This window comes from Coleofasciculus sp. FACHB-1120 (genome assembly GCF_014698845.1).
Taxonomy (GTDB): domain Bacteria; phylum Cyanobacteriota; class Cyanobacteriia; order Cyanobacteriales; family FACHB-T130; genus FACHB-T130.
In genome coordinates this window covers 57099-72626 of record NZ_JACJTV010000022.1, presented here as the reverse complement: position 1 = coordinate 72626, position 15528 = coordinate 57099, and the positions used below count along the sequence as shown (strand labels likewise).

Here is a 15528-nt window from a genome sequence, read left to right as displayed (position 1 = left end):
AACTTCAAGCGTGCGATCGCTCTCACTCATGTACCGAGCCATCCGGCATAATGGCTCCCTGCAAATCAACATCCGTCAGCACAGTACCCGTTAAATCGGCATCTCTCAAATTTGCCTTGTGTAGAATCGCACCCGTGAGATCGGCATAACTCAAGTCAGCTCCTCGCAAGTTAGCTTCACTTAAATCGGTTGGCTTGATTCCCTGTTGCGGCGTTCCATTTAAATGAGCGCGGCAGAGCTTTGCACCATTTAGATTTGCCCGATACAAAACAGCTCCACTTAAATTGGCGTAGCATAGGTCTGCATCGCTTAAAATCGCATGACTCAGATCCGTCGCTTGGTCAGACATAGGACGCAAATTAGCTTCAAACAAATTGGCACGAAATAATCTGGCGCGGACTAAATTCGCACCTCCTAAGGTTGCTTTACTCAAGTTCGCTCGCTCCAGATTGGCGTAACTCAGCTCGGCACCACTCAAATCTGCCCCTCGTAGAATGGCTCGATCCAAATCAGCTTCGCTCAAATCAGCTCCGCACAAGAGCGCTTCGCTGAGGTCTGCCTCCCGGAAGCTGGCTCGACTAAAGTCCGTTTTACCCAATCGCGCTTGCCGTAAATCTGCTTGATTGAAGTTCACACCATGAAGGTGAGCATTCTGCAAATCAACCTCTCGCAGGTTGACCCTTTGAAAGCTTCTTTTCCCTTCGGCATACCGATTCAGGATCTCTTCAATAGTCATCTCTGTTGCCTTTAAATGTTGCAACTGTAGGGGCCTTCTCTTGAAAAGGGGTTCGTTCAGCCATCACCGTTCAAGATAGGTATTATTCCTTAGTCTCATTATAGAAACACAATTTGAGGAACTTGTCAGGAAACGCGATCGCTAAAAGAGATCCCACTACAGGCAGGTACGCACCCGATTCGATTTCAACACGTTTCGGTTAACTCAGCCATCACCTCAGCGACAGACATAATTGGCTCTGCGCGTCCGGCGTCTGCTCCGAAAAAGATTAAGCCGTTCTCTACATCGCCACCCGCTGCATTGGCGAGTGCCTGAACGATGCAATAGGTTTTTCGGCTAACTCGACACAGGCAGCTTTCTAAACAGTTAGCAATGCATCATCCTTCTAAATCTGGGGATGCAGCGGATGCGATGCTTCTTCTAATTGATGGATGGCAGCCAATGCTGATGGTGTAAGAAATGTCATCTGATAGTCATCAAAACGTCACATTCCCTGAGTAGGCTGATAGTAAGAACTGCAAAGTTCTACTCCTCACACCATAAAATACAGCCCTCTTGTTCAACAGCAAGAGGGCTTTTTTTTTAATTACAGTAGCTCTAGATCATCGTCAAGCAAAGTGTTGTCACAATCACTTGAATAAATCTTTGGGTGAAAATTGCGATCGCAAGAATAACTGCGTAATGTAACAAGTGTTTCCTTGCCGCCAAACTCCGATACCCGTCTCCGCGTATTCGGCTTGCAAAATATTTGCACGATGTCCGGGACTATTCATCCATCCCTCAACAGCTAACGGTACGGGTTGGGGAGCATTAACACTTTTAAACAAATTCTCCCCGACCATCCAGTAAGAGATTCCCCCCGCACGAACCCGTTTAGTCAAAGTGCTGCCATCTGGACTATCGTGGCTGAAGAAGTTCTCACGAGCCATCTTTTGACTGTATTTGCGAGCAACCCGTGCTAATTTTTCGTTGTTTTGAAGTGGATTTAAGCCATTCTTTTGGCGGACTTCATTAATCCGCTGACGGACAGAAGCTTCCATCTGGGCACTGGTGGAGGATTGAGCCTCGCTGTTAGGCAATTGCGGTACTTCGGGTACATCCTGTCCTGGCAATTGCCGCAATAACTCTGCGGCAGATTCGCACCCCACCAATCCTAGAGCCATCGGTATCCAGAATATCCAAGCTATCCTTGGTCGTCGCTGACGCCTGATGGCTGCCTTTAAATTTTGAGCAGGTATGCTTCCGCTGGTTGCTGTTTTAGTTTGTTGAATCTGAATCAATCGAAAAATCCTTTTGTGATTCATCGCTGCTGGCATCAGCCATCATGCTTGAGCTAGGTATTCTCAGCTTAGCGAGAACCGAGATAGCTGTGCTGGATGACAATCGGCACATTCGACTTTGTTTGCGATCGCTGTCATTTTCTAGTCACATTTGTTACTGACACTGAAGAAAACAGAATCTATGCAAGAAACTAATCCCCTTTGGTTTTTTGTCTGCAACAGATAGACTTCTTGCCTCTAGAGGAGCCAACAAAATGACAGCAACAGCGAAAGAAAAATCAGTGGAAAATCAGTGGCATCATCTACCTGTGGGAGAAGTTGCTCAGAATTTAGACAGCAACCTAAAAACAGGTTTGATATCCGCTGAAGTAGCAAAGCGACAGGAACGGTTTGGAGCGAACGAACTCAAGGGTAAAGCCGGAAAAAGCCCCTTAGTGAGATTTCTTCAGCAATTTAATCAACCGCTCCTGTATATCTTGCTAATTGCTGGTGCAGTTAAGGCATTTCTAGGGGAATGGGTGAATGCTTGGGTAATTTGGGGCGTGACGCTGATTAACGCCATTATCGGATTTGTCCAAGAATCAAAAGCTGAAAGCGCGATCGCTACCCTAGCTTCTTCAGTCCGAACAGATGCAAATGTACTGCGCGAAGGTCAAAAATTACAAGTTCCTTCGACTGAGTTAGTACCGGGCGATCTCGTACTCCTGGCTTCTGGAGACAAAGTACCCGCCGATTTGCGACTGATGAAGGTGCGTAACTTGCAAGTGAATGAATCTGCACTCACCGGCGAGTCGGTTGCAGTGCAAAAAGAGGGGGGAACAGAAGCCCCGCTTTTGCAACTAAACGCACCCTTGGCGGAGCGAACCAACATGGCTTATGCTGGCAGCTTCGTGACATTTGGTACTGGCACCGGCGTTGTGGTGGCAATTGGGGAAGCGACTGAAACCGGACGAATCTCCCAGTTAATGGATCGGGGAAGCAGCCTGACAACCCCTTTAACTCGCAAATTTGATAAATTCAGTCGAAAATTGCTGTACGTGATTCTGGGAGTCGCGGCGCTGACGTTTGCCGTGGGGTGGGGGTACGGCAATTCCTGGGTAAAAATGTTTGAAGCTGCCGTAGCCTTGGCAGTGAGTGCGATTCCCGAAGGATTACCCGCCGTTGTGACGGTGACGTTGGCGATTGGCGTTTCCCGCATGGCTCGTCGTCACGCCATTGTCCGCAAGTTGCCAGCCGTTGAAACTCTGGGTGGTGCCACCGTTATTTGTTCTGACAAAACCGGCACCTTGACTGAAAACCAGATGACGGTACAAGCTATTTATGCCGGAGGTCAGCACTATACAGCCAGCGGTAGCGGCTACAATCCGGCAGGGGAAATCCTGTTACAAGAAAAGCCGATTAACCTGAACAATTTCCCCGTTCTTCTAGAGTGTTTAAAAGCTGGATTGTTATGCAATGACTCTCACCTGGAAGTCAAGGACGAGCAATGGGTTGTTATTGGCGATCCGACAGAGGGAGCGTTAATTGCAGTTGCCAATAAAGTGGGATTAAATCAGTCAAACTTAGAGCGAGAAATGCCTAGGTTGGATGTTATTCCGTTTGAGTCTGAATTTCAGTACATGGCAACGGTGCATGAAGGTAAAAGCGATGGGGACGGGCGGCGAACCCCCGGATCTACAAGGTCTACAACAATTTACGTCAAGGGTTCGGTAGAGGCAATTCTCCAACGCTGTCAGCAGATGCTAGATGCTGATGGGGGTTTGATCCCTGTGGATGGAGAAAGGGTGCATCAGGAAGTTGATGCAATGGCAGAACAGGGGCTACGAGTGCTGGCATTGGCGAAGAAGCCGATGTCTGGCAACCAAAAATCAGTAGATCATGCTGATATTGAAAAGAATCTAATTTTCATTGGATTGCAGGGGATGATCGATCCGCCCCGAAAAGAAGCGATCGCTGCCGTGCAAGCCTGTCAAGAAGCGGGGATTCAAGTCAAGATGATTACGGGCGATCATGCTGTCACCGCAGCAGCGATCGCTTCTCGCATGGAATTGAAAAGGCATGGGGAAGTTCTGGCGTTTACCGGGCAAGAACTTGCTCAAATGAATGAACAAGAACTGGCGACGGCGGTAGAAGATGGAGTCGTATTTGCCCGCGTCGCACCGGAACAAAAACTCCGTCTTGTTGAAGCTTTACAACTTAAAGGCGAAGTTGTCGCGATGACGGGGGATGGGGTTAACGATGCGCCTGCACTCAAGCAAGCAGATATTGGGATTGCAATGGGAGGTGCGGGGACTGAGGTGGCGAAAGAAGCCGCCGATATGATTTTGACCGATGATAACTTTGCCTCGATAGAAGCAGCTGTGGAGGAAGGTCGTACCGTTTACCGAAATCTCCTGAAAGCGATCGCCTTCATTCTCCCCGTTAATGGTGGCGAATCGATGACGATTTTGATTAGCGTGTTACTCGCTAGAGAATTGCCCATCTTATCTTTACAAGTTCTCTGGCTAAATATGGTTAATTCTATTGCCATGACTGTTCCCTTAGCCTTTGAGCCTAAATCTCAGCAGGTGATGCAACAGCCTCCACGCAACCCGAATGAACCCTTGCTGTCTGGCAGTCTGTTAAAGCGGATCTTAGTAATTTCTGCTTTTAACTGGATTGTAATTTTTGGCGTATTTGAATGGATGAAACAAACAACCGGGAATATTGATTTAGCCCGTACAATGGCAATCCAGGCTTTAGTGGTCGGGAGAATCTTTTATCTTTTAAGCATTAGCCACTTTGGAAATGCTGTAATTGCCAAAATTCGTGGCATCGGACGCCTTCGCCATTCCCCAGCCCTGGCGATCGGGATTACCTGCACTGTGATTTTGCAAGTAATTTTCAGTCAGTGGAACCTAATGAATCGCTTATTCTCTACAACACCGCTGAACTTAAATCAATGGCTCATTTGCCTGCTGGTGGGCTTGCCAATGATTGCCGTAGCCGCCTTTATCAATCGCGTCGATCCACAACACTAATCCCATTTTAGGTTTTGAGTTGTAGAAGACTTGCGGTTATCGCATCTGTTGTCAGTAGCTATCTGATTCTGGCTGCAAAGCTGAAGACATGGCTTTTTGTTTAAGCACGTAGACCCGTTCAAATTCTGTGCTTCTGGTTGCTGATTCCAAACAACCCAAACTTACTTACAGTTTCTATGCAGCTTAACGTGTTGTTGAAGATACATTTTGTCAGCACTCAGCGCTATATTATTTCACTGGAAAATAGGGTCGTAGGGGTGAGGTCTCCTCGCCCATGCGGGTACTGACTCTTTTGATGCGATCGCGTACCGTTATCCTGGGTTAAGTGGAGAGAAGAGGAGAGAACTGCCGATCCAAGTATGCGATCGCCTTTTGCCCCCACATCATCCTCAATATTGCGTTTTGTAATACTTTTATGGCTCTTTTACAGATCAATTCTTAAGATGTTATCATCTCAAATGAGAGTTGATTCGGTTGCAAGGTTTTGTTTTTATTGACTGGCTTTTTCGTCTTGGTCTTAACAGACTCCTCTCCGAAATCTCAATCTCCACGTTCCTATGATTTTGGAGTCGATCTATGTCTATTTATGTAGGTAATCTGTCCTACGACGTTACCGAAGCCGATCTGACCGGCGTTTTTGCAGAATATGGTTCTGTAAAGCGGGTTCAGCTACCCACTGACCGCGAAACAGGTCGTCCGCGCGGCTTTGGTTTTGTGGAAATGTCTACCGAGGCTGAAGAAACGGCTGCCATCGAAGCCCTGGATGGTGCTGAATGGATGGGTCGTGACATGAAAGTGAATAAAGCCAAGCCCCGCGAAGACAGAGGTTCGTCTGATGGTGGCGGTCGGAGAAACAACAGTTTCTCTCGTCGCTACTAAAGCATAAAGAAGCCCCCAGAAATGGGGGCTTTTTTATTGGTCACGGGAGTGCGATCGCGATTGCGCTCCCTTCACACTACAGATAGGCGGAGAGTTTAAGGTCTTGGGGGATTACCACACTGCGGACTAGGATTATTTAAACATAGCCAAATCCCTGGCATGAGATCGGTGTTGTTGTTGTTCATCGTACTTGTGGGTGAAGGACTAGCTGCGGGACTAGCTTCAGGGCTGGCTTCGGGACTCTCTTCAGGGCTAGCTTCGGGACTGGCTTCAGGACTAGCTTCGGGACTCTCTTCAGGACTAGCTGGCGCATCTTGAGCTAATAACTCTTGGCGACTCACAGTTAAATCAGCTTGCTCGGAGCCACTACCAGCATTAGAGGGATTATTAGAGTTACTAATTAGTGCAGTAGCTGGAAAACTTAGTAAAATTCCAGCACTCACAACCAACATCATGCCAACTCGTGTTTTAATTTGAGTTTTAAGTTCTTTATTCATCGGTGTCTACTTGGTTTCTCCTAAAATTGGGATGCACTAGATTAAAACTCATTCCTCTGTAATCGTCTTCCTACTTTCGGTAGAAGTAGAAGTAATGTATACTCAGTATTTACGTAGTGGTTACTATTTAATAAGATTTAGCTAGAGCTAAAACCACTAAGATTCGCAGGTATTGTTTTTTTTGCTACTAAACTCAAGTTGAAATATTATTTGTCACGAAGCAATATTGGGACAGTACCTACCCTAAAAAGTTATTCTTTGAGATTCTAGGCAAGTCGAGAATTGGAAAGCTAAATAGAAGGCAGAAAACCTTTAAAAGTAGATTAACTGGATTTCGATAGCGCTAGTAACAAATTGCCTAACGAGCTGTCAACTATCTAATCCGCTCTTCTGAAAGCAAGTGGATATTAATCCATTGCAGCTAACACCGCCTTGGGCGCTAATTTATCTTTAAACCAAACAATTCTTGCCGGTACATCGTTCAATTTAACCCCGGCTTTCTCTAAATTTAGCCGCTCCGAAATCGCTAAAATTAGGTTATCGCATTCAGCGCGACGCACCTGAGAAAACTTCTTTTGCAAGTATTCGGGACGCCAGTAGCCAACAATTTCTAGTAAGAACGTGCGACCATCGGGATGAACGAGGCGAAAATCGGGAATCATGACACTGCCTGGAATAGGGATAAGGTCAACTTCTCTTTCTAATATCCATTCACTTTTCAGCGCGTCCCAGCGGTCAGCAAAAGACGCCTCTAACATACTGTCATAAGGCTTGCCCGGTGGGTAGTGGGAAACCAAACCACACTCAGAATTCAGCGTAAAGCGTCCGGTTTTCCAGTTACCAGTGAAGGCGTCGCGGTTTTGCAGCGTGGCGCTGAGACTCCATTTAGTTACGTGGAGTAAAGCTGGGAGGAGTTTAGCGATCGCTAACCCATAGCGGGTACTCGGTTTAAATAAACTGGTAGGGCCATCCACTGTTATTGTGAAACCGTGATCCGCATCGCCCTCAATATATGCCATCAGTTGAAATAATTTGAGATAGCGGAATAACAGCTTATATTCACCCGGAACGTTGCGGTGAGCATTCAGAGTAATTTGACTCGCTCGATAGAAGACACCCTGCACCTGGGATAAATTGTATCGGTGCAACAAATTTTCGGGCGTGGGAGTGTCAAACTGGGTGAGGATGCGATTCTCAGCTAAATCTGCGTAAAGTCCCATGCGAATTTGACTCGCCAGCACTTCTCGATCGAGTTCCTGGCTGAGTTTGTCCGCTAATAAGCTTAGTGTCTGCGCCGACGCTTGGGGGCTGGGAACAGATTGAGCCGCTAGTGCAAAGACTCGTTCCCGCAATTCTGGCGGTTCCAAGGGACTGACGACTTCAAACGTACACAAACTGCTTTTGAGAATGTGGGCAAGTCCTCGCTTCAGACGATAATCTGGACTATCTCCTTCTAATTCCAGCAACTGGCGATCGAGTTCGCCCTGTGTACAACCAAGCGCTTCCTGAAAACAGGTAATCAAATCGGATGCAATCTCCAGATGCTTATCATCAATATTTAAGCGCTTTGGGACGATTGTTTCGCCATTTTGGCGGTGGATTAAAAGGTCAGTAGGTAACATAAAACGGTAGATTTTTTAAACGCAGAGGTACGCTAAGGTAAGCGCAGAGGTACGCAAAGATATAGGGTTACTCGGCGTGATTTTTCAGAATCCTTGGCACTACGAAAGCGTTGAAAAATGCCCACTTTAAATCATCAATCTTTGTCATCTTCTTGCCATTTTTCTGAAGACTCTGCTGCTTTTTTGGTGACATTAGACTTTTTTCCGTAAATAGTAGGTGGAGACGGTAAAATCTCCAATTGCTTACCTTTTGCCTCTTTTGTTCCTCTGCGTTTTGGACTTTGCCCCGCTTCGCTAGAGTGCCTTGGCGGTTCGTTTCTGCGATCGCCCCGCCGCCGTTGGGATGTACCTTCTTCGCTGGTATTTTCCGCCACCACCTCATAGAGAATAGCGCGTTTATTTTTATCCTGACTTTTCCGCAAAACCCGCCCCATGCGCTGAATAAACTCACGCTGCGAACCTGTGCCGGATAAGATAATTGCGATGCTAGCAGCAGGGACATCCACCCCTTCATTGAGGACGTGGGAAGCAATCAGAGTTTTGTATTCTCCCTCCCGAAAGCGGGTTAGTATCTCGTGGCGTTCCTTGACCGGCGTTTGATGGGTAATCGCTGGGATTAAGAAATCTTGAGAGATCCGATAAACGGTCGCGTTATCAGCGGTAAAAATTAGAATTCGTTCTGGGTGGTGTTCGGCGATCAAATTGGCGAGAATTCGCAGTTTGCCGTCTGTACCCAAGGCGATATCTTTCGCTTCCCGATGGGCTAGCATTGCCCGACGTCCTGCTGGCGAACCGGCACTTCTCATCACAAACTGCTGCCAGCCTTGTATGCTGCCTAGAGAAATATTGGATTCTCGCAAAAAGTTGTTGCGGAGTTGAATTAACTCGTTGTAGCGATCGCGTTCTAGTTGCGATAACTTGACTTTAATCTGTACGATCTCATGCTCAGCGAGTGCCGAACCAGAAAGTTCTTCTGCTGTTTTGCGGTAAACTTCGGAACCAATGAGAAGATTTAAATCGGCGTGTTTGCCATCAGAACGCTCTGGAGTTGCACTGAGTCCGAGTCGGTAGGGAGCGATCGCATATTCGGCAATCACCCGATTAAAGTCAGTCGGTAAGTGGTGGCACTCATCAAACACGAGCATTGCATAGCGATTGCCCAAGTTTTCAGCATGAATTGCCGCACTGTCGTAAGTGGCAACCAGAATTGCTGTTCTATCCCGCGAACCCCCTCCCAGCAATCCCACCTCCGCATCCGGAAATGCCGCTGTCAAGTGGGCATACCACTGGTGCATCAAATCCAACGTTGGCACCACAATCAACGTACTGCGCGGCGTTGCCTGCATCGCCAGTTGAGCCAGATAAGTCTTTCCAGCCGCCGTCGGCAGCACCACCACCCCCTGACGCCCCGCTTGCTTCCAAGCCATCAGCGCCTCGGTTTGATGCGGGTAGGGTTCCATTTCCATACTGGCGACGAGTTCCAACGCTTGAAAATCCTTCGCTTCGTCGATAAAATTTGTTTCTTCCGCTTGTAGTGCTTCCACCAGTTGACGATAGTGAATCGCCGGAATACGGAACTTTTCCACGCGATCGTCCCAAGTCGCATATTCCACCCAAGCTTTCCCCCTAGGAGGTGGATGCAATATTAAGGTGCCGCGATCAAAAGATAAAGTAGGGCTACGAGCCATTATTTTTTTAAAATCCTTAATCCCCCGATAATTTTAGGAGAGTTATTGCACAATTCGATTAAACCCTTGCAGGAATTGGAGCTTTCCCCAATGAAAAAATGAACGCATCGGGGGTAGCCAAGAAATACTCCCAACCTCACAACCCAACCGCGCAAAATTGTTACAGTATGGCGCAATCTTGTGCCACAGACCAATTGGAGCCGATTTCTGTGTCTGGTGGTAGCATCATCAGTATTTTGAAATTTTGAAATATAGAGGGGCTAAACTTTGACATCTGGCTATGATACGGATCGAGGGGCTACTAGGGTAGATGTGCGAACCAGCGAACTGACTCTTTTAGCGCTAGGTTAACGCGATCGCGCTGGTGTGGGAGATTCGTTTTTCATTTTTCACATTAAGAATCGGTGTTGGTATTTAGATCGTGGGAAGCGCTCGAAATGCTGAACTCACCAGGAGAACAGAATATGTTAAAAAAAATAGATCCTCGATTACGGCGCTACGGTGTTGCTGTACTCGCTGTTGCTAGCGCCGGGGTACTGACACTGTGGTTATTTCCACACATTCAGCCGCACATTTCCCCACTTTTTTTTGCTGCTGTAATGTTGAGTTCTTGGTACGGCGGCTTAAAACCGGGACTGCTAGCTACCGTTTTGTCTACTTTAACGATTTCTTATTTTTTTATCTCTCCGTTCCATTCAGTTTTATTTGGTGGGGGGGACATCCTGCGACTGGCGGTGTTTGGGTTGGTGGCATTATTTATTAGTTGGATCGGTGCGGAATTAAAGGCTGCCAAGCAACGAGCCGAGAGGAACAGATTAAAAGTACGAGCTAGCGAGGAGCGATATCGTAGCATTGTCGAGACGGCTAACGAGGGCATTTGGTTATTGGATGCCCAACTGCGGATAGAGTATGTCAATCAACGGTTAGCCGAGATGTTCGGTTACGGTGTCGAAGAGATGCTCGGGCGTTCAATTTTTGACTTCATGGATGAAGAGGCTCGCATTCAGATAGAGCAATCTTTGGAGCGCGGGAACCCCGGCATTAAAGAGCAGTTTGACTTCCGTTACCGCCGCAAAGACGGTTCGACGCTTTGGGCAATTGTCTCCACAAATCTTATTTTTAATGAAGGCGGTATCAGCGACGCCAAAGGCGAAGCGATGCCAAAAGCGATCGCGATGTTAACTGATGTCACTGAGCGCAAAGCAGCTGAGGAAGAATTAAAACGATATCAACTTCTTTCTCAACACAGTCGTGACATTGTTTTATATGTGCAGCTTGATGGTCAAATTATTGAAGCCAATCAGGCTGCTATTCAAGCATATGGGTATTCTAAATCAGAGTTGCTTTCCCTAAAAATAAACAATTTACGAGCGCCAGAAACTCTGGATTTAATAGATAGTCAACTTAAGCAAGCAGACAAGCAAGGTATTTTGTTTGAAACGATTCACTGCCGCAAAAATGGGACTTTCTTTCCGGTAGAAGTGAGTGCCCAGAGCTTATTAATTGGCGACAGAAAAATAGTTTTGAGTATTATTCGAGACATTACTGAGCGCAAGCAAGCTGAAGCCTTGTTGAGGAACAGCGAAGAGCGCTACCGCGCTTTTATTGAGCAGAGTTCCGAGGGGATTTGGCGGTTTGAACTTGAGCAGCCGATTCCCATAGAACTTTCAGAAGATGAACAAATTAAGCATTTCTACCAATATGGATACTTAGCTGAATGTAATCGGGTTATGGCTCAAATGTATGGTTTTAATAGCACAGAAGAAATTATTGGAGTAAGATTAGAAACTTTTCTGATTCCCTCAGAGCCACATAATCTTGAATATTTACGTGCGTTTATTCAGTCTGGCTACCGACTCAACGATGCCGAATCCTATGAGGTGGATAAAGAAGGAAATTCCAAATATTTCTTAAACAATCTCGTGGGAATTGTGGAAAATGGTTTTTTAGTACGAGCTTGGGGAAGTCAACGGGACATTAGCGAAAGCCTGCGGCAGGCTACGCTACGCAAACAAGCGGAAGAAAACTCTCGGCAACTTGCAAACGAGCTTCAAGAACAAGCCAGTACGCTGGATGCGATTCTTTCGGCATCTGTCGATCACATCTACATCTTCGATCGGGAAGGTCGCTACAAATATGTAAGCACAGGCGGTGCCCAAGTCGTGGGCTTCGAGCCAAGCGAGCTAGTAGGCAAAACTTGGAGAGATATCGGCTTGCCAGAAGAAATTATGAGCCGATTCGATGCTCATAGAGAAGAAGTAATCGCTACCGGAGAACCGATTAGGAAGGAAAATGAATTCTTAACGGCTAGCGGCTTGCAACACTACGAATATATCGTAGCCCCACTGCACAATCAGGATAAAAGCATCAAAGGGCTCGTGGTCATTTCCCGCGACATTACCCAGCGCAAACAAGCCGAAGCGGCTCTCAGAGAGAGCGAAACACGGGCGAGACGCTTGATTGAGTCAAATATCATCGGGGTCATCATTGCGGACTTTTCTGGCAATATCCTGGAGGCAAACGATGTCTTTTGTAACATTGTCGGTTATACGCAGGAGGAAGTGCTGTCTGGAAAAGCGAACTGGGCGGAAATGACGCCGCCAGAATATCGGCATCTAGATATGCAGGCGATGGAGGAGATGCAGCAGAAAGGATCGCACACTCCTTTCGAGAAGGAATATATCCGCAAAGACGGCACCAGGGTTCCCGTCTTAGTAGGGACAGGCTATCTGGGCGGCTCTAACCAATCGGGTGTGGGTTTTGCAATTGACTTAAGCGAAAGCCTGCGGCACGCTACGCTACGCAAACGCGCTGAGCAGGAGTTGCGAATATCAGAAACTCGCTTCCGGGCTTTGGTGGATCAGTCCCCCTTGAGTACGCAAATTATGGCTCCCGATGGTCGGATTATTCAAGTAAACCGAGCTTGGGAAAAACTTTGGGGAATCACGCTTGACCAAATTCCAGAATACAACCTGTTGCAGGATCACCAATTAGTCGCTAAAGGCATCATGCCATACATTCAAAGGGCATTTGCTGGCGAGGCGGTAGAGATGCCACCCATCGTATATGATGTTGCGGAGCTAGGAGATTACCAAGACCAAGAACGCTGGACGCAGGCTTTCATCTATCCTGTAAAAGATGAAGCTGGAAATATTTGCGAAGTGGTTCTGGTACACGAAGATATTACAGAACACATCCGGGTAGAGGAAGCGCTTCGGGAAAGCGAGGAACGATTCCGCACATTTTTTGAAGAAGCACCCATTGGCATCTCCGTTGTTGACTTAAACGGTCGGTTTGTCAAGATAAATAAAACCTACTGTGAGATGTTGGGATATCCCGAACAAGAACTCAGTCAATTGACTTTTGCAGATATTACCCACCCCGAAGATGTTGAAAAAGATTGGCGTTATATAGAGCAAATATTTAAAGGTGAGGTAGCCAGCTACCAAATAGAAAAACGTTACATCAAGAAAAATGGAGAAATTTTATGGATAAATCTCACAGCTACGGCAATTTTTGATCGAGAAGGAAAAGCCTGCTATGGATTGGGCATGGTTGAAGATATCAGCGAAAGCCGGCGGCACGCTACGCTACGCAAGCGAACTGAGGAAGCGCTGCAAGCAACGAACCAAACTCTGGACAGCCTGATTCAAGCTTGTCCCCTAGGGATTACAGTTCTTAGTCTTGAGGATGGAACCGTAAAACTGTGGAATCCAGCAGATGAGCGGATCTTCGGTTGGAGCGAACAAGAGGTAGTCGGCCGTTTTCTTCCTAGCATCCTAGAAGATAAGCGAGACGAGTTCCTAGCACAACTTGATGCTATCGAGCATGGCAGAACATTAACGGCTATCGAAACACGTCGGCGAAAGAAGGACGGTTCACTGGTTGATATCAGCGTCTGGGCTTGTCCGGTGCGTGACGCTCAAGGAAATCTTAGCTGTATGTCCATTGTTGCCGATATTAGCGATCGCAAGCAGTTAGAGCAAGAACGCAACCAACTTTTGCTCAACGAACAACAACGGGCAACCCAACTTCGAGGCTTGGCGGATGCGGCTTTAGCCATCAACTCCACACTCTCGATCGAGCAGCGGTTGCAAGCGATCGCCGAGCAAGCGCGTACAATCATCGGTGCCCACCAGTCACACGCCAACCTGAAGGTAAATCAAGACTGGGCGCAGTCTATCAATGCCATCTCCCTCTCGGACAAATATGCCCCCAGGCGCGAATTCCTTGAAAAACTCGATGGCACCGGCATCTACTCGCTTGTCTGTCAGAGGAACCGCCCGATGCGGCTGACGCAAGCTGAACTGGAGGCACATCCCGCTTGGAAAGAATTTGGCACTGCGGATAATTCACCGATGCGAGGCTGGCTAGCCGCACCGCTGATAGGACACAACGGGAACAATATCGGTTTGATTCACCTGTCGGATAAATACGAGGGTGACTTCAGCGAACAAGATGAAGCCATCTTCGTCCAGCTAGCACAGATGGCTTCCGTCGCGGTTGAGAATGCACGTCTTTACCGGGAAGCCCAAGAAGCAAACCGCACCAAAGATGAGTTTTTAGCGACCCTTTCCCACGAACTGCGAACGCCTCTCAACGCCATGCTGGGATGGACTCAACTCCTCCGTACCCGGAAGTTTGACGCAGCCACGGTTGCCCGCGCCCTAGAAACCATCGACCGGAATACAAGGGCACTGTCTCAACTGATTGAGGATGTTTTAGATGTCTCGCGGATTATTACTGGCAAGCTGCGCCTAAATGTGCGCCCCATCGAACTTGTACCCGTGATTGAGGCGGCTATTGATACGGTGCTACCCGCAGCAGAAGCAAAAAATATTCAAATTGACGCTAGATGCGATCGCTCAGCCGGAATCATTTTGGGCGATTCCGCTCGTTTGCAGCAAGTTTTCTGGAATCTGCTTTCTAACGCGGTCAAGTTTACCCCCAAGGGGGGGCGAATCGAGGTAAAACTTTCTGTGGAAATCGGGAATGGGAATGAACACCCGATTTCCAACTATGCCCAAATCAGAGTAACTGATACGGGACAGGGAATTAGTGCCGACTTTCTCCCTTATGTATTTGAACGCTTTCGTCAAGCCGATGGTACAACGACGCGATCGCATGGCGGACTCGGACTCGGACTCGCGATCGTGCGCCACCTCGTAGAATTGCAAGGGGGAACTGTCTGCGCTCAAAGCCCTGGACTGGGGTTAGGCACAACCTTTATTGTGAATCTACCGTTGCGGACGGATGAAGTCAGAAAGCGGAAGGATGAACTCGATTCTCACCTTCCTCTCTCCTCCGGCAACTTTGCTTCTCCCGTCAGTCTGGATGGCTTGCGAGTGCTAATCGTGGATGATGAAGCCGACGCCCGCGAAGTGCTAATTGCTATCTTGGAGCAATATCAGGCTCAAGTCACCGCTGTAACGGGTGCAGGCGAAGCACTGGAAGCGCTTCACCGCTTGCAGACAGATATCTTGGTAAGCGATATTGGGATGCCCGGAGAAGATGGCTACGCCTTAATTCGTAAAGTCAGGGCGCTGGATACACAAAGCGGAAAAATTCCGGCTGTGTGCTTAAGTGCCTACGCCAGCGCTGAAGACCGTACAAAGGCTCTCCAAGCAGGCTTCCAGGTACACATTCCTAAGCCTGTGAACCCAGCGGAGTTAGCGACGGCGATCGCTAACCTCACCGGACGCATCCAAGCTTGAATGGTGGTAAGGAAAAGCGATTGGTTCAAGAAAAAAAACAATCATCGCCAGTGGTAAGTGATATCTTTAGGGGCAAAAGCGATCGCTCTGTT

At 47.7% G+C, this 15528-nt stretch carries 8 protein-coding genes; 3 read left to right on the top strand and 5 right to left on the bottom strand.

Features of this window, described 5'->3' with window-relative positions; translation table 11 throughout:
• Positions 1-22 precede the first annotated feature (22 nt).
• Complete coding sequence (locus H6H02_RS18525) at positions 23-736, bottom strand: pentapeptide repeat-containing protein (protein WP_190820426.1); 714 nt, start codon at positions 734-736, stop codon at positions 23-25.
• 629 nt (positions 737-1365) lie between these two features.
• Positions 1366-1899: a CAP domain-containing protein gene (locus H6H02_RS18520; RefSeq protein ID WP_190820472.1), complete on the bottom strand. Its 534-nt coding sequence runs from the start codon at positions 1897-1899 to the stop codon at positions 1366-1368.
• Between the two features lie 371 nt (positions 1900-2270).
• Between H6H02_RS18520 and H6H02_RS18515 the strand changes: the two genes are divergently transcribed.
• Positions 2271-5036, top strand: a complete 2766-nt coding sequence (locus H6H02_RS18515) for a cation-transporting P-type ATPase (protein ID WP_190820424.1) — start codon at positions 2271-2273, stop codon at positions 5034-5036.
• Between the two features lie 576 nt (positions 5037-5612).
• Positions 5613-5915 carry an RNA-binding protein gene (locus H6H02_RS18510; RefSeq protein ID WP_190820422.1) on the top strand — a complete coding sequence of 101 codons (303 nt, stop codon included), beginning with the start codon at positions 5613-5615 and terminating at the stop codon, positions 5913-5915.
• Between the two features lie 95 nt (positions 5916-6010).
• Here H6H02_RS18510 and H6H02_RS18505 read toward each other — a convergent pair whose 3' ends face one another.
• The 3 genes from H6H02_RS18505 to H6H02_RS18495 all read right to left on the bottom strand — a co-directional run bounded on the left by H6H02_RS18505 (position 6011) and on the right by H6H02_RS18495 (position 9722).
• Positions 6011-6412: a hypothetical protein gene (locus H6H02_RS18505; protein ID WP_190820420.1), complete on the bottom strand. Its 402-nt coding sequence runs from the start codon at positions 6410-6412 to the stop codon at positions 6011-6013.
• 407 nt (positions 6413-6819) lie between these two features.
• Complete coding sequence (locus H6H02_RS18500; protein ID WP_190820418.1) at positions 6820-8034, bottom strand: DUF790 family protein; 1215 nt, start codon at positions 8032-8034, stop codon at positions 6820-6822.
• A 134-nt stretch (positions 8035-8168) separates the two neighbouring features.
• The gene (locus H6H02_RS18495; RefSeq protein ID WP_190820416.1) at positions 8169-9722 is read right to left on the bottom strand and encodes a DEAD/DEAH box helicase family protein; all 1554 of its coding nucleotides are present in this window, start codon (positions 9720-9722) and stop codon (positions 8169-8171) included.
• A gap of 464 nt (positions 9723-10186) precedes the next feature.
• Between H6H02_RS18495 and H6H02_RS18490 the strand changes: the two genes are divergently transcribed.
• A complete protein-coding gene (locus H6H02_RS18490) occupies positions 10187-15436 on the top strand; it encodes a PAS domain S-box protein (protein ID WP_206757299.1) in 5250 nt (1749 codons plus the stop codon).
• The last annotated feature ends 92 nt before the right edge of the window (positions 15437-15528 follow it).

Excerpts from the sequence above, each read along its gene's own strand:
- H6H02_RS18505 (WP_190820420.1), bottom strand. The coding sequence starts at position 6,412 with ATGAATAAAGAACTTAAAACTCAAATTAAAACACGAGTTGGCATGATG.
- H6H02_RS18495 (WP_190820416.1), bottom strand. The coding sequence starts at position 9,722 with ATGGCTCGTAGCCCTACTTTATCTTTTGATCGCGGCACCTTAATATTG.
- H6H02_RS18525 (WP_190820426.1), bottom strand. The coding sequence starts at position 736 with ATGACTATTGAAGAGATCCTGAATCGGTATGCCGAAGGGAAAAGAAGC.
- H6H02_RS18490 (WP_206757299.1), top strand. The coding sequence starts at position 10,187 with ATGTTAAAAAAAATAGATCCTCGATTACGGCGCTACGGTGTTGCTGTA.
- H6H02_RS18520 (WP_190820472.1), bottom strand. The coding sequence starts at position 1,899 with ATGGCTCTAGGATTGGTGGGGTGCGAATCTGCCGCAGAGTTATTGCGG.
- H6H02_RS18515 (WP_190820424.1), top strand. The coding sequence starts at position 2,271 with ATGACAGCAACAGCGAAAGAAAAATCAGTGGAAAATCAGTGGCATCAT.
- H6H02_RS18510 (WP_190820422.1), top strand. The coding sequence starts at position 5,613 with ATGTCTATTTATGTAGGTAATCTGTCCTACGACGTTACCGAAGCCGAT.
- H6H02_RS18500 (WP_190820418.1), bottom strand. The coding sequence starts at position 8,034 with ATGTTACCTACTGACCTTTTAATCCACCGCCAAAATGGCGAAACAATC.